This window comes from Chelatococcus sp. CO-6 (assembly GCF_001271345.1).
Lineage (GTDB): Bacteria > Pseudomonadota > Alphaproteobacteria > Rhizobiales > Beijerinckiaceae > Chelatococcus_A > Chelatococcus_A caeni.
In genome coordinates, this window is record NZ_CP012398.1 from 631,722 (window position 1) to 650,213 (window position 18,492).

At 69.9% G+C, this 18,492-nt stretch carries 18 protein-coding genes; 14 read left to right on the forward strand and 4 right to left on the reverse strand.

Going from position 1 to position 18,492, the window contains the following annotated elements; translation table 11 throughout:
- The first annotated feature begins 25 nt into the window (after positions 1-25).
- From gap to AL346_RS03135, 9 genes are all read left to right on the forward strand, one after another.
- Positions 26-1,033 carry a type I glyceraldehyde-3-phosphate dehydrogenase gene (gap, locus tag AL346_RS03095; protein WP_019404032.1) on the forward strand — a complete coding sequence of 336 codons (1,008 nt, stop codon included), beginning with the start codon at positions 26-28 and terminating at the stop codon, positions 1,031-1,033.
- A 79-nt stretch (positions 1,034-1,112) separates the two neighbouring features.
- Complete coding sequence (locus AL346_RS25280; protein ID WP_183317186.1) at positions 1,113-1,568, forward strand: hypothetical protein; 456 nt, start codon at positions 1,113-1,115, stop codon at positions 1,566-1,568.
- A complete protein-coding gene (gene pgk, locus AL346_RS03105) occupies positions 1,565-2,788 on the forward strand; it encodes a phosphoglycerate kinase (RefSeq protein WP_026015503.1) in 1,224 nt (407 codons plus the stop codon). The genes AL346_RS25280 and pgk overlap by 4 nt, the downstream gene beginning before the upstream one ends.
- Positions 2,789-2,852: 64 nt before the next feature.
- Positions 2,853-3,917, forward strand: coding sequence for a class II fructose-bisphosphate aldolase (gene fba / locus AL346_RS03110; protein ID WP_026015504.1), 1,065 nt, complete (start codon positions 2,853-2,855; stop codon positions 3,915-3,917).
- 232 nt (positions 3,918-4,149) lie between these two features.
- Positions 4,150-4,806: a thiamine phosphate synthase gene (locus AL346_RS03115; RefSeq protein ID WP_019404318.1), complete on the forward strand. Its 657-nt coding sequence runs from the start codon at positions 4,150-4,152 to the stop codon at positions 4,804-4,806.
- Positions 4,803-5,837 carry a tetratricopeptide repeat protein gene (locus AL346_RS03120; protein ID WP_040405466.1) on the forward strand — a complete coding sequence of 345 codons (1,035 nt, stop codon included), beginning with the start codon at positions 4,803-4,805 and terminating at the stop codon, positions 5,835-5,837. The genes AL346_RS03115 and AL346_RS03120 overlap by 4 nt, the downstream gene beginning before the upstream one ends.
- Before the next feature lie 66 nt (positions 5,838-5,903).
- A complete protein-coding gene (locus AL346_RS03125) occupies positions 5,904-6,698 on the forward strand; it encodes an inositol monophosphatase family protein (protein ID WP_019404320.1) in 795 nt (264 codons plus the stop codon).
- Positions 6,699-6,870: 172 nt separating this feature from the next.
- Positions 6,871-7,857, forward strand: a complete 987-nt coding sequence (locus tag AL346_RS03130) for a hypothetical protein (protein WP_019404321.1) — start codon at positions 6,871-6,873, stop codon at positions 7,855-7,857.
- Between the two features lies 1 nt (position 7,858).
- Positions 7,859-8,890, forward strand: coding sequence for a peptidoglycan -binding protein (locus tag AL346_RS03135; RefSeq protein WP_019404322.1), 1,032 nt, complete (start codon positions 7,859-7,861; stop codon positions 8,888-8,890).
- Positions 8,891-9,114: 224 nt separating this feature from the next.
- On the opposite strand, the gene AL346_RS03140 is transcribed toward AL346_RS03135, so the two are convergent.
- Positions 9,115-10,953 (reverse strand): ABC transporter transmembrane domain-containing protein, encoded by a 1,839-nt coding sequence (locus AL346_RS03140; RefSeq protein ID WP_156332665.1) that lies wholly within the window; start codon positions 10,951-10,953, stop codon positions 9,115-9,117.
- A 176-nt stretch (positions 10,954-11,129) separates the two neighbouring features.
- Here AL346_RS03140 and rpmE point away from each other — a divergent pair, with 176 nt between their 5' ends.
- On the forward strand, positions 11,130-11,360 hold the full coding sequence (gene rpmE / locus AL346_RS03145; protein ID WP_026015329.1) for a 50S ribosomal protein L31: 231 nt from the start codon (positions 11,130-11,132) through the stop codon (positions 11,358-11,360).
- 91 nt (positions 11,361-11,451) lie between these two features.
- Here rpmE and AL346_RS03150 read toward each other — a convergent pair whose 3' ends face one another.
- Positions 11,452-11,985 carry a DUF1465 family protein gene (locus AL346_RS03150; RefSeq protein WP_019403324.1) on the reverse strand — a complete coding sequence of 178 codons (534 nt, stop codon included), beginning with the start codon at positions 11,983-11,985 and terminating at the stop codon, positions 11,452-11,454.
- Between the two features lie 477 nt (positions 11,986-12,462).
- Positions 12,463-12,669: a DUF1192 domain-containing protein gene (locus AL346_RS03155; RefSeq protein ID WP_019403323.1), complete on the reverse strand. Its 207-nt coding sequence runs from the start codon at positions 12,667-12,669 to the stop codon at positions 12,463-12,465.
- A 210-nt stretch (positions 12,670-12,879) separates the two neighbouring features.
- Between AL346_RS03155 and AL346_RS03160 the strand changes: the two genes are divergently transcribed.
- The 3 genes from AL346_RS03160 to AL346_RS03170 all read left to right on the forward strand — a co-directional run bounded on the left by AL346_RS03160 (position 12,880) and on the right by AL346_RS03170 (position 15,547).
- Entirely contained in the window at positions 12,880-13,302 is a 423-nt protein-coding gene (locus AL346_RS03160) for a YciI family protein (RefSeq protein ID WP_019403321.1), read from the forward strand.
- A gap of 57 nt (positions 13,303-13,359) precedes the next feature.
- Positions 13,360-14,619, forward strand: a complete 1,260-nt coding sequence (locus AL346_RS03165) for an RNA polymerase sigma factor (protein ID WP_019403320.1) — start codon at positions 13,360-13,362, stop codon at positions 14,617-14,619.
- Positions 14,620-14,824: 205 nt separating this feature from the next.
- Entirely contained in the window at positions 14,825-15,547 is a 723-nt protein-coding gene (locus tag AL346_RS03170) for a DUF1013 domain-containing protein (protein WP_019403319.1), read from the forward strand.
- Between the two features lie 63 nt (positions 15,548-15,610).
- On the opposite strand, the gene AL346_RS03175 is transcribed toward AL346_RS03170, so the two are convergent.
- Positions 15,611-17,554, reverse strand: a complete 1,944-nt coding sequence (locus AL346_RS03175; RefSeq protein ID WP_019403318.1) for a propionyl-CoA synthetase — start codon at positions 17,552-17,554, stop codon at positions 15,611-15,613.
- A gap of 181 nt (positions 17,555-17,735) precedes the next feature.
- Here AL346_RS03175 and AL346_RS03180 point away from each other — a divergent pair, with 181 nt between their 5' ends.
- Positions 17,736-18,491 carry a sulfite exporter TauE/SafE family protein gene (locus AL346_RS03180; protein WP_019403317.1) on the forward strand — a complete coding sequence of 252 codons (756 nt, stop codon included), beginning with the start codon at positions 17,736-17,738 and terminating at the stop codon, positions 18,489-18,491.
- Position 18,492: the final 1 nt, after the last annotated feature.

Consider the following 18,492-nt stretch of genomic DNA (forward strand, 5'->3'; position numbering starts at 1 on the left):
GGCAACAGATCGAGGGAGTGACACCATGACGGTTCGGGTAGCCATCAACGGTTTCGGACGCATCGGCCGCAACGTCCTGCGCGCCATCATCGAGAGCGGGCGCAAGGATATCGAGGTCGTCGCCATCAACGACCTCGGGCCGGTGGAGACCAACGCCCACCTGCTGCGCTTCGATTCGGTCCACGGCCGCTTTCCGGCCGAGGTGAAGGTGGACGGCGACACGATCGACGTCGGCCGCGGCCCCATCAAGGTCACCGCCATCCGCAATCCGGCCGAGCTGCCGCACAAGGATCTCGGCGTCGACATCGCCCTCGAGTGCACGGGCATCTTCACGGCCCGGGACAAGGCGCAGGCCCATCTCGATGCCGGCGCCCGGCGCGTCCTCGTCTCGGCCCCGGCTGACGGCGCCGACCTCACGGTCGTCTACGGCGTCAACCACGACAAGCTGACGAAGGACCACCTCGTCGTCTCCAACGCCTCCTGCACCACGAACTGCCTCGCGCCGGTGGCGAAGGTGCTCAACGATGCCATCGGCATCGAGAAGGGCTTCATGACGACGGTCCACGCCTATACGGGCGACCAGCCGACGCTCGACACCATGCACAAGGACCTCTACCGCGCCCGCGCGGCGGCCCTCAGCATGATCCCGACCTCGACCGGCGCGGCCAAGGCTGTCGGCCTCGTGCTGCCGGAGCTCAACGGCAAGCTCGATGGCGTCTCCATCCGCGTGCCGACGCCGAACGTCTCGGTCATCGACTTCAAGTTCATCGCCCGCAAGGCGACGACGAAGGACGAGGTCAACGAGGCCATCAAGCGCGCCGCCGCGCAGGAGCTGAAGGGCATCCTCAGCTTCACGGCGAGCCCCAACGTCTCCGTCGACTTCAACCACGACAGCCACTCCTCCACCTTCGCGCTCGACCAGACGAAGGTGATGGACGGGACGCTCGTGCGCGTCATGTCCTGGTACGACAACGAGTGGGGCTTCTCCAACCGCATGGCCGACACGGCCGTGGCGATGGGCAAGCTGGCCTGAAAATGCATCGGGGCGCGGACCCAACGTCCGCGTCCCGCGTTACTTGAGGGGTTCGACGGGGGGCGAGCTGGAGACCGCAATGAGCGACACAGGTGGCCAACGCATCGAACCCTTTCTGCCTCAGTCAGCCCCTGACGCCGAGCCGGCCGCCGCCCCTGCCGAGCCGGCCCCTGCGCCGGCCCCGCCGCCGGCTTCTCCCCCTGCCCCCGTCGAGGACCCGCCGGCGCCCCCCGCCACCCCGAGCGCCCGCTCCCTGGCGGAGCAGCTCGCCCGCATCGAGGAAAAGGCGGCACGGCTCGAGGAGAAGCACGCCCGCAGTGAGGCGCTGATGCTGCGGCTCGACGACAAGGTGCAGGCGACCTCGAACCTCTCTGGCGAGCTCGCCCGCCAGAGCGACCTTGCCGCGCTGCACGATCGCGTCGCCCGCCTGCCGGGCTATTCCGCCCTCATCGTCGCTGCGGTCATCGCGGCGGTGCTGGCCGCGAGCTTCACCGTCGCCCTCATCAAATTCCTGCCCGGAGGCATTGGATTATGAGCCATGGGACACCGAGCCCTGGAACCCGGAGCTTTCGCACGCTCGACGATGCGCAGGTGAAGGGCAGGCGCGTCCTGTTGCGCGTCGACCTCAACGTCCCGATGGAGAATGGCCGCGTGAGCGACGCCACCCGCATCGAGCGGGTCGTGCCGACCATCCGCGAGATCGCCGACAACGGCGGCCGCGTGGTGCTGCTCGCCCATTTCGGCCGCCCGAAGGGCAAGCCCGAGCCCAAGGACAGCCTGAGGCCGGTCGCGGCCGCGGTCGCCGAGCACGTCGGCCGGCCGGTGGCCTTCGCCGGGGACTGCATTGGCGAGGCGGCCGCCGAGGCCGTCGCCGCCCTGAAGGACGGCGATATCGTCCTTCTCGAGAACACCCGCTTCCACGCGGGCGAGGAGAAGAACGACGCCGATTTCGTGAAGGCGCTCGCCGCCAACGGCGACCTTTACGTCAACGACGCCTTCTCCGCCGCCCACCGGGCGCATGCCTCCACCGAAGGTCTCGCCCATGTGCTGCCGTCCTATGCCGGGCGCACCATGCAGGCCGAGCTCGAGGCCCTGGCCAAGGCGCTGGAGGCGCCGAAGCGGCCCGTCGTCGCCATCGTCGGCGGCGCCAAGGTATCGTCGAAGATCGACCTCCTCGAAAACCTCGTCACCAAGGTCGATGCCCTCGTCATCGGCGGCGGCATGGCCAACACCTTCCTGCACGCCCAAGGGGTCCCCGTCGGCAAGTCGCTCGCCGAGAAGGACCTGGCGACGACGGCGCTCAGGATCATGGAGAAGGCCTCGGCGCACAACTGCGCCATCATCCTGCCGGTCGATGCGGTGGTGGCATGGCATTTCGAGGCGAACGCCCCCTCGCATGCCTATGGCCTCGACGCCATCCCCGAGGACGGCATGATCCTCGACGTCGGCCCGCAGTCGATCGAGCGCGTGCGCGCGGCCATCGACGACGCCGCGACCCTGGTGTGGAACGGCCCGCTCGGCGCCTTCGAGCTCACGCCCTTCGACGCCGGCACGGTCGCGGCCGCCCGCCATGCGGCGGAGCGCACGGCGGGCGGCAAGCTCGTCTCCGTGGCCGGCGGCGGCGACACGGTCGCGGCGCTGAACCACGCGGGCGTCGCGGAAGCCTTTTCCTATGTCTCGACGGCGGGAGGCGCCTTCCTTGAATGGATGGAAGGCAAGGCCCTGCCCGGCGTCGAGGCCTTGCGCGCCGGCTGAGGCGCGGCAACCATAACGAGGCGGGCAGCCAACGCCCGCCCGGCCAGTCTAGCGGAGAAGTACAGTGGCTCGCATCACCCTGCGTCAGTTGCTCGACCACGCTGCCGAATACGGCTACGGCGTGCCGGCCTTCAACATCAACAACATGGAGCAGGGCCTCGCCATCATGGCGGCGGCCGATGCCGTTGACGCGCCCGTCATCATCCAGGCGAGCCGCGGCGCCCGCCAGTATGCCAACGACGTGGTGCTCGCCCGCCTCATCGACGCGCTCGTCGAGCTCTACCCGCACATCCCCGTGTGCATGCACCTCGACCACGGCAACAACGAAGCAACCTGCGTCACCGCCATGCAGCACGGCTTCACCTCCGTGATGATGGACGGCTCGCTGAAGGAGGACGGCAAGACGCCGGCCGACTGGGACTACAACGTCGGCATCACCCGCCGGGTGACCGAGATGGCCCATTACGGCGGCGTCTCGGTGGAAGGCGAGCTCGGCGTGCTCGGCTCGCTCGAGACGGGCATGGGCGACAAGGAGGACGGCCACGGCGCCGAGGGCAAGCTCAGCCACGACCAGCTGCTGACCAACCCGGACGAGGCTGTGAAGTTCGTCAAGGAGACCCAGGTCGATGCGCTCGCCATCGCCATGGGCACCTCGCACGGCGCCTACAAGTTCACGCGCAAACCGGATGGCGCCATCCTCGCCATGCACGTGATCGAGGAGATCCACCGCCGCCTGCCCGAGACGCACCTCGTCATGCACGGCTCCTCCTCCGTGCCGCAGGATCTGCAGGACATCATCAACCAGCACGGCGGCAAGATGCCCCAGACCTGGGGCGTGCCGGTCGAGGAGATCCAGCGCGGCATCAAGCACGGCGTGCGCAAGATCAACATCGACACCGACAACCGCATGGCGATGACCGGCCAGATCCGCCGCATCCTCACCGAGAACCCGGGCGAGTTCGACCCGCGCAAATATCTGAAGCCGGCGATGGAGGCGATGACCAAGCTCTGCAAGGAGCGCCTCGAGCAGTTCGGCACGGCGGGCCAGGCCGGCAAGATCAAGCCCGTCTCCCTGTCGGAGATGGCCAAGCGCTACCGCTCCGGCGAGCTCGCCCCGAAGATCGCCTGATCCATGCCCGGCCGGTTCCCGGACCGGAGCATGACGCGAGGGTCGCCGCACGGCGGCCCTCCGTGTTTCAAAAACAGGTTTCCACTTTCCGGCACGGCGCTCTAGAGTCGCCCCCCGCGACCTCACGCTGCCGGCAGCCGGCGCGGACGACGACGCCTCGGAGCCGAAGCCGGCCGGATTGCCCTGCAACCGGACCGGCACGGGCTCCCGTTACTCGGGTACCTCAAGGGCCATGTCCGACCTCACGCCCCGTCTCTATCTCGTCTCCCCCCTCGTCACCGATGTCGAGGCCTTCGCGCCGCAGCTCGAGGCGGCCTGCAAGGTCGGCGATATCGCGGCCGTGCTGCTGCGGCTCGCCGCGAGCGACGAGCGGGCGGCCATCAAGCAGGTGAAGGCGCTCGCGCCCATCGCCCAGAACGAGGGCGCCGCCGTCGTCGTCGCCGGCGCGCCTGTCGTCGCCATTCGCGGCGGAGCCGACGGTGTGCACATCACGGGCACCGGCTCGCCGGCCGAGATCGCGGCGGCGCGCGAGGCGCTCGAAGCCATGAAGCCCGACCGCATCGTCGGCATCGGCGGGCTGCGCGGCAAGCACGATGCCATGGTCGCGGGCGAGATGGACATCGACTACGTCATGTTCGGCGAACCGCTGCCCAATGCCGTCCTGCCCCCCTTCGCGCAGGTGGTCGAACGCACGGCCTGGTGGGCCGAGATCTTTGCGGTCCCCTGTGTCGCCTTCGCGCCGACGCTCGAGGACGTGACGCCGCTCGCCGAGACGGGCGTCGAGTTCGTCGCGGTGGGCGATGCGGTCTGGTCCGCCCCCGAAGGGCCCGCCAAGGCCGTGGCCTGCGCGCTCGGGGCGCTTGCTTCCGCCGAGGTGCCGCAACGATGAGGTTGCGCCTCGCCGTCGCTCTTGCCGCCCTCCTGCCCGCCGCCGCCATCGCCCAGCCGGCCGCGCAGCCGACGCTGCCCCCGCCCGCGGAAAGCGCCGCGCCGGCCGAGGCCGGGCGTACGCGCCTCCTGCCGACGCCCCAGCAGGCTGCCCCGCTCATCCCGACGCTGCCCAGCGACCGCAGCGACCTCGCCTACGGCGCCTATCAGCGCGGGCTCTACGTGTCGGCCCTGAAATACGCGACGGCGCGGGTGGAGGCCAACCGCAACGACGCCGCCGCCATGACGCTGCTCGGCGAGCTCTATGCGCAAGGCCTTGCCGTGCCGCGGGATTTCGACGAGGCCGCCTCCTGGTACCGGCTCGCCCACGAGAAGGGCGATGCCAATGCCACCTTCGCGCTCGCCATGCTGACCATGGACGGGCGGGGCCTCGACCGGGACCGGACCCGGGCCGAGGCCTTGCTCGAAGAGGCCGCCGGCAAGGGCCACCCGGTCGCTTCCTACAACCTCGCCCTGCTGCTGCTGCCGAGGCGCTCCGAAGCCGCCGACGCGCGGGCGGTGGCGCTGCTCGAACGGGCGGCGGAAGCCGACATCGCCGATGCGCAATACGCGCTCGCCGTGCTCTACCGCGAAGGGCGCGGCGTGCCCGTCAACCGCATCAAGATGGCCGAATGGCTGGCGCGCGCCGCCGAGAACGACAACGTGCCGGCCCAGGTCGAATACGCGATCGCGCTCTTCAACGGCGACGGCACGGCGCGCAGCGAGGAAGAGGCGGCGCGCTGGTTCGAGCGTGCGGCGTGGGGCGGCAATCCCATCGCCCAGAACCGGCTGGCGCGCATCCTCGCCGCCGGCCGCGGCCGCCCGGCAGATCCGGTCGAGGCCGCCACCTGGCACATGCTCGCCGCACAGGCGGGCCTTGCCGACAGCTGGCTCGACGACACCCTGAAGACCCTCACCGACGAGCAGCGCAAGGCTGCCGCCGACAACGCCCGTGAACGGGCCGAACGCCTCGAATTCGGCATCGGCCCTTGACCGCGCCGCGCAGCGGGGGCAAACCCGCCGCCCGGCCGCCATTCCAGTGACGAAAGACCCCAAGGCATGATCCGCTCCCCCCTGATCACCGTGATGACCGACGCCGTCATGAAGGCGGCCCGCTCGCTCAAGCGCGACTTCGGCGAGGTCGAGGCGCTGCAGGTGACGCTCAAGGGGCCGGGCGACTTCGTCTCGGCCGCCGACCGCAAGGCGGAGAAGACGCTGCGCGAGGCGCTGGAGAAGGCCCGTCCCGGCTATGGCTTCGTGATGGAGGAAAGCGGCATCGTCGAGGGCAGCGACAAGAGCCACCGCTGGCACATCGATCCGCTCGACGGCACGACGAATTTCCTGCACGGCTTCCCGCACTTCGCCATCTCTGTCGGCCTTGAGCGCGACGAGCAGCTGGTGGCCGGCGTCATCTACGACCCGATCAAGGACGAGATGTTCGTCGCCGAGAAGGGCAAGGGCGCCTTCCTCAACAACAGGCGCGTCCGCGTCTCCGCCCGCCGCGAGATGCCGCAGGCCCTCGTCGGCTGCGGCATCCCGCACCTGGGCAAGGGCGGCCATGGCCAGCTCATCCGTGAGCTTGCCGCCGTCTCCGTGCGCGCCGCCGGCGTGCGCCGCTCGGGCTCGGCCGCGCTCGACATCGCCTATGTCGCCTGCGGGCGGCTCGACATCTTCTGGGAGCGCGGCCTCAACTCCTGGGACATGGCGGCCGGCCTCGCCATCCTGCGCGAGGCGGGCGGCTTCGCGAGCGATGCCGACGGCGGCGTCAACCCGGTCGCCAGCGGCTCCATTGCCTGCGGCAACGAAACGCTGCACCGCGAGCTGCTCGAGGTGCTGAAGGGGGCGCGCGCCTGAGCGGCAGCTCCTGCGGCGCAGCGACCTTGCAACGCAGTCACGAAGATGCCGACAAGACGTGCAAGGAAGGGCCATTGTCGGCACGTGGCGCGACGCGTGCCGGCTTGATCGCCGGGTATTCCCCGGCGAACATGGGTGTATAGTCCCTCTGGACACAACCCGATGGTTTGAGATGGCGGCCGGCGATTCGATCAAGCTTTCCTCCCCCCGGATCTACCTGGTCCGCATGGGCGTCTTCCTCATTCTGGTGGGCTTCCTCGCCTTCGTGCTCTACCGCCAGATCTGGTCGGCCTTCCTCACCAACCCGGCGCTGAACGGTATCATCCTCGGGGTGCTGCTCATCGGCATCGTGCTCGCCCTGCGGCAGGTGGCGCGGCTTTTCCGCGAGGTGCGCTGGGTCAACAACCTGCGCCGCAGCGGCGAGGGCGTCGCCCTCGCCGACATGCCGGTGCTGCTCGCGCCCATGGCGACGCTGATCGGCGACCGCTTCGGCCGCGGCGGCGTGCCCACGGCGACCCTGCGGGCCATCCTCGATTCCATCGCCGCGCGCCTCGACGAGAGCCGCGACATCACGCGCTACCTCGCCGGGCTGCTCGTCTTCCTCGGCCTGCTCGGCACCTTCTGGGGCCTGCTCGAGACGGTGAGCTCGGTGGGCAAGGTCATCCAGTCCATGCGCACCGGCGGGGAGGCGAGCGCCCTCTTCGACGAGCTCAAGGCGGGTCTTGCCGCGCCGCTCGGCGGCATGGGCATCTCCTTCTCGTCCTCGCTCTTCGGCCTCGCCGGCTCCCTCGTCCTCGGCTTCCTCGACCTGCAGGCGGGCCAGGCGCAGAACCGCTTCTACACCGAGCTGGAGGACTGGCTCGCGGCCTCCGTCGCCGACGTGACGCTCGATGCCATGCCCGGCACGCCGGCCCTTGCCGCCGGGCAGGACGTCGCGGCCGCGCTGGAGCGGCTCACCGCCGCCGTCGGCGAGGGCCAGAGCGGGCGGGCCGCCACCCATGCCATGGCCAATCTCGCCGAGGGCATCCAGGGCCTCGTCCAGCACATGCGCACCGAGCAGCAGATGATCCGCGATTGGGTGGAGGCCCAGGCGAGCCACCAGCGCGAGATCAAGATGCTGCTCGAGCGCCTGAACTCCGAGCGCGCGCGGATCGACTAGCATGGCCCTGTCCCGCGCCCGCCGTTCCGACCGCCGGATAGATTACTGGCCTGGCTTCGTCGACGCGCTGTCGACCCTGGTTCTCGCCATCATCTTCCTGCTGTCGGTCTTCATGCTGCTGCAGTTCTTCCTGTCGCAGGAGATCTCCGGCAAGGACACCGCCCTGCAGCGGCTCAACCAGCAGATCGCCGAGCTGACCGAGCTGCTCGCCCTCGAGCGCGGCTCGAAGAAGGAGCTGCAGGACAATCTTGCCCTCCTCCAGTCGACGCTGTCGGCGAGCGAGGCCGAGCGCAGCCGCCTCTCGGGCCTGCTCACGAGCGGCACGGCCGAGGGCGATGCGGCCAGCCGGCGCGTCGGCGAGCTCGAAGGCGCGCTGTCGGCGGAGCGGGACGTTTCCGCGCGCGCCCTCGCCCAGGTCGAGCTGCTCAACCAGCAGCTCGCCGCCATGCGCCGGCAGCTGGCGGCGCTGGAAGAGGCGCTCGAGGCCTCGGAGGCCCGCGACAAGCAATCCCAGGCGCGTATCGCCGACCTCGGCTCGCGCCTCAATACCGCGCTCGCCCAGCGGGTGCAGGAGCTTGCCCGCTTCCGCTCCGACTTCTTCGGCCGCCTCAGGCAGATCCTCGGCAACCGGTCCGACATCCGCGTCGTCGGCGACCGCTTCGTCTTCGAATCCGAGGTGCTGTTCGACACGGGCCAGGCGACGCTCCTGCCCGCCGGCTCGGCCGAGCTCGACAAGATCGCGAGCGCGGTCCTCGAGCTCGCCGGCGAGATCCCGCCCGACATCCCCTGGGTGCTGCGCGTCGACGGGCACACCGACAAGCGCCCCCTGTCCGGCACGGGCCAGTACAAGTCCAACTGGGCCCTGTCGGCGGCGCGCGCCATCTCGGTGGTGCAGTATCTCGTCGAGAAGGGCGTGCCGCCCCAGCACTTGCTCGCCGCCGGCTTCGGCGAATTCCAGCCCATCGAGCTCGGCGACACCGAAGACGCCTTCCGCCGCAACCGCCGCATCGAGCTGAAGCTCACCGAGCGGTGACGGTCGGTATAGGAGGGACTGGAGGGCCTAGAGCAACCCGTCCCCCTCCCCCCGCTTGCGGCGGGGAGGGGCTAGGGGTGGGGGCGGCGCCGCCTGAGCGGCGCATCCGTTACCTTCGTCCCCGAATTTGCTGCCGCCTGCCTGCTGAACCACCCCCCACCCCGACCCTCCCCCGCCACTTCGTGGGGGGAGGGAGAAGAGGCCGCCCTTCTCCGCTCCAAAACCTACTTCGCCGCGAGCACCTCGGCCGGCACGTCGCCGAACTGCAGGCGGGCGAGCTTGGCGTAGAGACCGCCGCGCGCCGCGAGCGTCGCGTGCGTGCCCTCCTCCACGATGCGCCCCTCGTCCATGACGAGGATGCGGTCGGCGGACTGGACGGTCGCCAGGCGGTGGGCGACGACGATCGTGGTGCGGCCCTGCATCAGCCGGTCGAGCGCCGCCTGCACGAGCCGCTCGCTCTCGGCGTCGAGCGCCGAGGTCGCCTCGTCGAGCAGGAGGATCGGCGCGTCCTTCAGGACGGCGCGGGCGATGGCGAGGCGCTGGCGCTGGCCGCCCGAGAGCGTGACGCCGCGCTCGCCGAGCATGGTGTCGTAGCCCTGCGGCAGGGCCGCGATGAAAGTATCGGCGGCGGCGAATTCCGCCGCGCGGCGCACCTCTTCCATGGACGCATCGGGGCGGCCGTAGCGGATGTTGTCGGCGACGCTCGCGCCGAAGATCACCGCCTCCTGCTGCACATAGGCGATGCGGCTGCGCAGCGCCGCAAGATCGGCACGGCGCACGTCGACGCCGTCGACCAGAACGGTGCCGCCCTGGCAGTCGTAGAAGCGCAGGATGAGCTGGAACACGGTGGTCTTGCCGGCGCCCGACGGCCCGACGATGGCGACGCGCTCGCCCGCCGCGACCGAGAAGTCGAGCGCATGCAGCGACGAGCGCTCCGGCCGGCTCGGATAGGCGAAGGAGACGTTCTCGAAGGCCACCGTGCCGCGCGGCGGCTGCGGCAGGGCGACCGGCGAGGCGGGCGAGGCGACACTCGCACGCGTGGCGAGCAGCTCCGACAGGCGGCCGGCCGCACCCGCCGCCTGGGACACCTCGCCCCAGACCTGGCTGAGCTCGCCGAGCGCGCCGGCGGCGAAGACCGCATAGAGCACGAACTGCGACAGCCGCCCGGCGCTCATGCGCCCGCCGAGCACGTCCTGCGCGCCGTACCAGAGCACCGCGACGACGCTTGCCGCGATGAGGAAGAGCGCGACGGCGGTGAGATAGGCGCGGGCGCGGATGGAGGCGCGCGCGGCCTCGAAGGCGTCCTCGGCGGCCGCCTTGTAGCGCCCGGCGGTCGCCGTCTCGACGCCGAAGGCCTGCATGGTGCGGATGGCGCCGACCGCCTCTGTGGCGAAGGCCGAGGCGTCCGCCAGCCTGTCCTGCGCGGCGCGCGAGCGTCGGCGCACGCTGCGCCCCGAGGCGACGAGCGGCAGGACAATGACCGGGATGGCGGCAAGGACGAGGGCCGACAGGCGCGGGCTCGTCACCACCATCATCGTCGCCGCGCCGATGAAGAGGAAGAGGTTGCGCAGCGCGATCGAGGCGCTCGCCCCGAAGGCGGCCTTGATCTGCGTCGTGTCGGCGGCGAGGCGCGAGGCGAGGTCGCCGCTGCGAGCGCTGTCGTAGAAGCCGGGATCGAGCCACAGGAGATGGCGGAAGACGGCCGTGCGCAGGTCCGCCACCACCCGCTCGCCGAGGGTCGTCACGAGGTAGTAGCGGGCCGCGCTCGCGACGGCGAGCACGGCGACGACGATGACGAGCATGCCGAAATAGGCATTGATCATGCCGCTGTCGGGGTCGGAGAAGCCGCCGTCGATCACCCGCCGCACCGCCAGCGGCAGCGCAAGCGTCGCGCCCGCGGCAACGACGAGCGCCACGAGGGCCGCCGCGATGCGGCCCCGGTAGGCGAGCGCGAAGGGCACCAGCGGCTTCAGCGCCGCCATCGGCGCGCGTTCGCCCCTTCCGCCCGCCGCCCCGTCCGCGGCTTCGCCTTCCATACGCGTGCGGCCCCTGCCCGCTGCCATCGTCCCGTCCTTTCCTCCTCGCCGGATCGCCCGCGGCGATTTTGGCCTTTCTGCCCTGCTTGTATCCGCCTTGGCGCTGCGCTATAGGGTCGCGATCTTCAGGAATATCCGTCGTCGTCATGATGCGCTGCTGCCGGCGTGAGACGTGCGGCGCAGTGTTGGACAAGGACACCGCCATGAAAAGCGATACGCATCCCGATTACCACTTCATCAAGGTCGTGATGACCGACGGCACGGAATATGTCACGCGCTCGACCTACGGCAAGGAAGGCGACGTGCTGAACCTCGACATCGATCCGCGCACCCATCCGGCCTGGACCGGCGGCTCGCAGCAGCTGCTCGACCGCGGCGGCCGCGTCTCGCGCTTCAACAACCGTTTCGCCGGCCTCAGCTTCGGCAAGAAGTAAGGGCGGGGCGGAGCCTTCCGCCTCTCTCCCCAAATGCAAAGCCCCGGCGTTGTCGCCGGGGCTTTTGCTTGTCGAGGGGAGGCTGTTGCGGTCAGTGCCGGGAGAAGGCCGACTGCAGGCGCCCGAGCTGCAGGGCGACCGGGCTCGTCGACGAGGCGAGCAGGCTTTCCCCGCTCAAGAGCGCATCGAGGTGCAGCACGCGCTCCTGCAGGCGCAGCGAATGGTCGATGAGCTCGCGCATGCGCTCGGGCAGGAGCGAGACGAGGTCGTCCGACGTCGGCGTGTTCTGCCAGGTCAGCTTGACCTTGTGCTTTTCCTGCATCGCCTGCTCGGGCGTCAGCTCCCCTTCCGCCACGGCGCGCTGCAGCAGCAGCCAGGACGCGACCTGCATGAGGCGCGTCGTCAGCCGCATGCTCTCGGCGGCATAGGCGAGCGCCGCCTGCCTCTGCAACTGGCGGCTTTCCTCGCGGCCCGGCCCGTCGAGATAGGCCGCCGATTCCTCGATCAGGTCCATCCCCTCGCGGAACAGCAGCCGGAAAGCCTCGGAGGCCACGAAGCTGCGCCCGAAGGGAATGGGGGCCGTATCGTCGTTGTGCTCGCTGCGGAGCTTGCTCTGTTCGCTCATGGGTCCTCGCGCCTCCCTCGGTTCCGCCACCATGCTGCTCCGAAATGGAACGTTGCACTCGTTGCGGGAGACACGTTGCAAGTTTGCCGCCAATCACCTCAGCAATAGGTTAACGAAACTGCCGATGGAGAGAAAGCGGCAGAATTTAAGAGCATGCATGCCGGGCCGGCCGCGGCGTCGGCCTCGCTGCCCCGCGGCGGCGGCAATGGCGATCAAGCCCCTGGCGCCGATCAGCTTTTCTTGGCGCTTCAGGCGCCCTGCCCCGCCGCGCGGGCATCAAAAAAGAGCCGCCCGAGGGGCGGCCCGAAGTGATAACAGGGAGGCGTCAAACAGAGTGGACAGGAGCCACTCGGCATCCAGAAGACTGGATGGCTTCCGTTATAAATCGGAAACCTTAACGCTCCGTTAAGCTGTTGCGGGCCGGCAAGGGCGCTCGCGTCCCGCTACGGCACAGGCTGATCCATCATCCAGAATGGATCAGCGGAAGAAGGCGTTCGCCGCCTGCCGTGAAGCCTGCTTCGCCTCTCTCATCCCCTCGAGCCGGGCAATCTCCGCCTTGAGCAGCGTGATCCTGTCCTCGAGCTCGTCGAGCGACAGCGCCGACAGATCCTGCCCGATCTCGTGAGCGAGGGGACTCTTGCCGAGGGGACCCTTGCGCGGCTCGTCGCCGAAGATGTCCTGCATGTCCTCCCTCCCGTCGCCAGTTGCGGACCCCTCAGTTTACGGCGAGGCGGCCGGGATTGTCACCCGCCCGGGCGACAGCGGCCCGCCCATCGCCCCCCACCGGGCCTCGGCCGAAAAAATTTCGCGTGCCATGTCGATCCCGGCGATGCTCGCTCGTCGTAGGGGCAGGAAGGCCATCGGGGCCTCTCCGGAAGACAAGGAGACGAGACGATGCGTGTGATGGTCATGGTCAAGGCGACCAAGGACAGCGAAGCCGGCGCCATCCCCTCGGCCGAGCTGCTCGAGGCCATGGGCAAGTACAACGAGGAGCTGATCAGCGCCGGCGTGCTGCTGACCGGCGACGGGCTGAAGCCTTCGTCCGCCGGCAAGCGCGTGGCCTTCGACGGCCCCAACCGCTCCATCATCGACGGCCCTTTCGCCGAGACGCGCGAACTGGTCGCCGGCTTCTGGCTCTGGGAGGTCAAGGACATGGACGAGGCGGTCGCCTGGGTGAAGCGCTGCCCCAATCCTATGCCCGGGGCGAGCGAGATCGAGATCCGCCCGGTGGTCGATGCCACCGATTTCGGCGAGGAGCTCGCCCCCGAATTCGGGGAGCGGCTCAACCGTCTGCGCGAGAGGCTGCCGGAACGCTGAGGCATCCCCTCGTCGCCATGCTTGCCTTGCCGCCTGTTTCTCGCCTAAGCGGAAGGCATGGCGGCAAGCGACACCCACCGCGCGATCGAGACGGTCTTCCGGATCGAACGGGCGCGGCTGGTCGGCGGCCTCGCCCGCATCGTACGGGACGTCGACCTCGCCGAGGAGCTGGCGCAAGACGCGCTCCTTGCCGCCCTCTCCGAATGGCCGCGGGCGGGCGTGCCGCAGAATCCCGGCGCGTGGCTTATGGCCACGGCCAAGCGCCGGGCCATCGACCGGTTGCGTCGTGCCGCGATGCTCACGCGCAAGCACGCCGAGATCGGCCGCGATCTCGCCGAGGACGGCGCGGATCCTGTGGCGACGCTCGAGGCGGCGCTCGACGACGATGTCGGCGACGAGGTGCTGAGCCTCATCTTCACGGCCTGCCACCCCGTCCTCTCGCCCGACGCGCGCGCAGCCCTGACGCTGCGCCTCATCGGCGGCCTGACGACGGACGAGATCGCGCGCGCCTTCCTCGCGGGCGAGCCGACCATCGCCCAGCGCATCGTCCGGGCCAAGAAGACCTTGCGCGAGGCCGGGCTGAGCTACGAGGTGCCGCGCGGCAGGGAGCGGGCGGAGCGCCTCGCCTCGGTGCTGGAGGTGATCTATCTCATCTTCAACGAGGGCTATGCCGCCACGGCCGGCGCGGACCTGACTCGCCCTGCGCTGTGCATGGAGGCCCAGCGCCTCGGCCGCATCCTGGCCGGCCTGATGCCCGAGGAGCCGGAGGTCTTCGGCCTCCTGGCGCTGATGGAGCTGCAGGCCTCCCGCCTCGCCGCGCGCCTGGGGCCGGACGGCATGCTCCTGCCCCTGACCGAGCAGAACCGCGCCCGCTGGGACCAGCTCCTCATCCGCCGCGGCCTTGCCGCCCTCGCGCGCGCCGAGGCCCTGGGCGGGGCTCGCGGGCCCTATGCCCTGCAGGCGGCCCTCGCCGCCTGCCACGCGCGGGCGCGGCGGGCCGAGGAGACGGATTGGGCGCGGATCGCCGCGCTCTACGATATCCTGCGCGAGGTCATGCCCTCGCCGGTGGTCGACCTCAACCGCGCCATCGCGCATTCCATGGCCTTCGGTCCCGAGGCCGGCCTTGCGCTCCTCGCGGCGGTCGACGCCGACGCCCTGCGCAACTACGCGCCGCTGCCGGCGGCCCGGGGCGATTTCCTCTTCCGCTCCGGCCGCCTCGCCGAGGCGAGGCAGGCGTTCGAGGAGGCGGCCGCCCTCACCCGCAACGAGCGCGAGAGGGCTTTCCTCCTCAAGCGGGCCGCCGCCTGCGGCGGCTGAATGCGGGAAGAGGCGGGCCCCGACAAGACGTCGCCGCGATCCTCTGCGATCATTTGCCAGATCGGCGCGACGCGCTTATATAGCGGCCAGTCCCCGTCATCGACGATCGATGATTGCTTCGGCCCCGCCGGGTCGGAGCGCAGGGAAACCGTGTCCGCCAGGCCGGGGCGCCAGGCGCCCGCCGAAATGTCTTAAGGAGCCGACCATGTCCACCGGACCGCTGATGCCCAAGGCGACCGCCGTCTGGCTCGTCGAAAACACGGCGCTGACGTTCGATCAGATCGCCGACTTCTGCAAGCTGCATCCGCTCGAGGTGAAGGGCATCGCCGACGGCGAGGTCGCGGCCGGCATCAAGGGGCTCGATCCGACGGTGAACGGCCAGCTCACCCGCGAGGAGATCGCCCGGGCCGAGGCCAATCCCGCCTACCGCCTCAAGCTCGCGCCGCCCAAGGTCAAGCTGCCGGAGGTCAAGCGCAAGAAGGGCCCGCGCTATACGCCCGTCTCGCGCCGCCAGGACCGGCCGAATGCGATCCTCTGGCTGCTGCGCAATCACCCCGAGCTGAAGGACGCGCAGATCATGCGTCTCGTCGGCACGACCAAGACGACCATCCAGCAGATCCGCGACCGCACCCATTGGAATGCGGCGCATCTGACGCCGATGGACCCGGTCACGCTCGGCCTGTGCTCGCAGATCGATCTCGACTTCGAGGTGGCCCGCGCCGCCAAGGACCGTCCGCAGGTGGCGCCCGAGAGCGACCAGACGCTGCTGCCGGCCGAAGTCACCACCGCGCCCGAGGAGGAGGTGCAGCCCTTCGGCGACACCTCGCGCCCGCGCCGGGAGGAAGAGGAAAAGCTCGACGTCGATTCCGTCTTCGCCAAGCTCAAGCAGCTCAAGCGCCCGGACGACGAGGAGGACGAAGAGCTCTGAGAAGCCGCCGGGAACGGCGCTTCCGACCGATTGGACCCCGCGGCACCATCCGCGGGGTTTTTCTTATGAGGCAGCCGATCCGCCCGGACGGCGGGCGAGCACGGCGGCGATCTCGTCGAGCGCCGCCGGATCGTCGATCGTCGCGGGCACGGACCATGCGTCGCCGTCGGCGATCTTCTTCATGGTGCCGCGCAGGATCTTGCCCGAGCGCGTCTTGGGCAGGCGCGCGACGACGAGGGCGAGCTTGAAGGCGGCGACGGGGCCGATCTCCTCGCGCACGCGGGCGACGATCTCGGCCTCGATCTCTGCGGGCGCGCGATCGACACCGCTCTTCAGCACGACGAAGCCGACGGGCACCTCCCCCTTCACCGGGTCGCTCGCGCCCACGACGGCGCATTCGGCAACGTCGGGATGGGCGGCGATCACCTCTTCCATGCCGCCGGTCGACAGGCGATGGCCGGCGACATTGATGATATCGTCCGTCCGCCCCATGACGAAGAGATAGCCGTCCTCGTCGACGTAGCCGGCGTCCGAGGTCTTGTAGAAGCCGGGGAAGGCATCGAGGTAACTCTCCCGGAAGCGCTCGTCGGCCTGCCACAGGGTGGGCAGGCAGCCGGGTGGCAGCGGCAGCTTCACCGCGATCTCGCCCATGGTGCCCTGCGGCTGGTCCTTGCCCGCCTCGTCGAGGATGTGCACGTCGTAGCCCGGCATCGGCACCGTCGGCGAGCCGTGCTTGACCGGCAGCGCACCGAGGCCGAGCGGGTTGCCGGCGATGGCCCAGCCGGTCTCCGTCTGCCACCAGTGGTCGATCACCGGCACGTTGAGCACCCGTTCCGCCCATTGCACGGTGTCGGGGTCGGCCCGCTCGCCGGCGAGGAACAGGGCGCGGAAGGCCGTCATGTCGACATTGTCGATCAGCGCACCCTGCGGATCCTCCTTGCGGATGGCGCGGAAGGCCGTCGGCGCGGTGAACAGCGTGGTGACGCCATGCTCGGCGATGACGCGCCAGTAGGCGCCGGCGTCGGGCGTGCCGACGGGCTTGCCCTCGTAGAGGATGGTGGTGCAGCCCGTGAGCAGCGGTCCGTAGACGATGTAGCTGTGGCCGACGACCCAGCCGATGTCGGAGGCCGCCCAGAACACCTCGCCCGGCGCCACGCCATAGAGGTTCTGCATGGACCAGGCGAGCGCCACCATGTGCCCGCCGTTGTCGCGCACCACGCCCTTGGGCTTTCCCGTCGTGCCCGAGGTATAGAGGATGTAGAGCGGGTCGGTGGCCTCCACCGGCGTGCAGTCCGCGTCCTTGCCGGCCGCGCGGGCCTTGCTCACCGTCTCCGCCCAGTCGAGGTCGCGGCCCTTGACGAGGCTCGCCTCTTCCTGGGCGCGCTGCAGGATGAGGCAGGCCTCGGGCTTCGCCGGCGAGAGCTCGATCGCCTCGTCGAGCAGCGGCTTGTAGGGCACGACCCGGGTCGGCTCGACCCCGCAGGAGGCGGACAGGATGACCTTCGGCTCGGCGTCGGCGATGCGCTGTGCCAGCTCCCGTGCGGCGAAGCCGCCGAAGACGACGGAATGGATGGCGCCGATGCGGGCGCAGGCGAGCATGCCGACCACCGCCTCCGGCACCATCGGCATGTAGATGACGACGCGGTCGCCCTTGCCGACCCCGAGGTCGCGCAGCACCGCCGCGAGCACGCGCACCTCCGACAGAAGGCCGTTGTAGGAGATGATGCGCTTCGCCCCCGTGACCGGGCTGTCGTAGATGATGGCCGGCTGGGAGCCGCGCCCGGCGTCGACATGCCGGTCGACAGCATTGAAACAGGTGTTGCAGGTCGCCCCCGGGAACCAGCGGCCGTAGACGCCGAGGGAGCCATCGAAGATCTGCGTCGGCGGGCGCATCCAGTCGATGGCCTTGGCCGCCTGCGCCCAGAAGGCGAGCGGGTCCGTGCGCCAGGCCTCGTAGACCTCCCCGTATCGGCTGCGTGCTGCAGATGCCTTGGGCGCGGCGATCATGCTGGCTGTCCTCCCGCTTGGCCGGGGCATGCCCCGGCGGACAGATGGTGCGACCGGCGGCGGCGCCTTGCAACATGCCCGAAAGCATGTCCGGCCCTGTGAGCATAGCAGCCCGGCGGCCGGCCGCCTTGAGACTTTCGGCGGGCCTGACTACCAAGAGATGCCTGCCGAGCCCAGCCCGATGATCACCGATCCCCTCTTCTATCTCGCCGCCATCCCCGCGGTCGTCATCATCGGCCTCTCCAAGGGCGGCTTCGTCGGGCTCGCCATCCTGGGCATTCCGCTGATGGCGCTGTTCGTGCCGCCGGTGCAGGCCGCCGCCATCATGCTGCCCATCCTCATCGTGCAGGACGCGGTCGGCATCTATGCCTTCCGCCGGCACGTGAACAAACGCCTGCTCGCCATCACCCTCGCGGGCGCGCTTGCCGGCATCGTCCTTGCGACCTTCACGGCCGCGGCGGTCTCCGAGGCGGCGGTGCGGCTCGCTGTCGGCCTCATCGCCCTCGTCTTCGCCCTCAACTGGTGGCTCAACCTCGCCAAGCAGGCGGCGGGCGAGCGGCCGGGCGGCATCGCCTGGGGGCTCTTGTGGGGCAGCGTATCCGGCTTCACCAGCTTCATCAGCCATGCCGGCGGGCCGCCGTTCCAGGTCTACGTGCTGCCGCTCAGGCTCTCGCGCGACGTGCTCGTGGGTACCACCACGTGGTTCTTCGCCACCGTCAATCTGATGAAGGTGGCGCCTTATGTCTGGCTCGGCCAGTTCACGCACGAGAACCTCACAACCTCGCTCGTGCTCATGCCCGTCGCCGTCGGTTCGACCATGGCTGGCGTTTGGCTGGTGCGGCGCGTCGACCCGACCGCCTTCTATCGCCTCATCTATGCCCTGCTCGTGCTCGTCGGCCTCAAACTGACATATGATGGGTTTATTGCACTCATCTGAT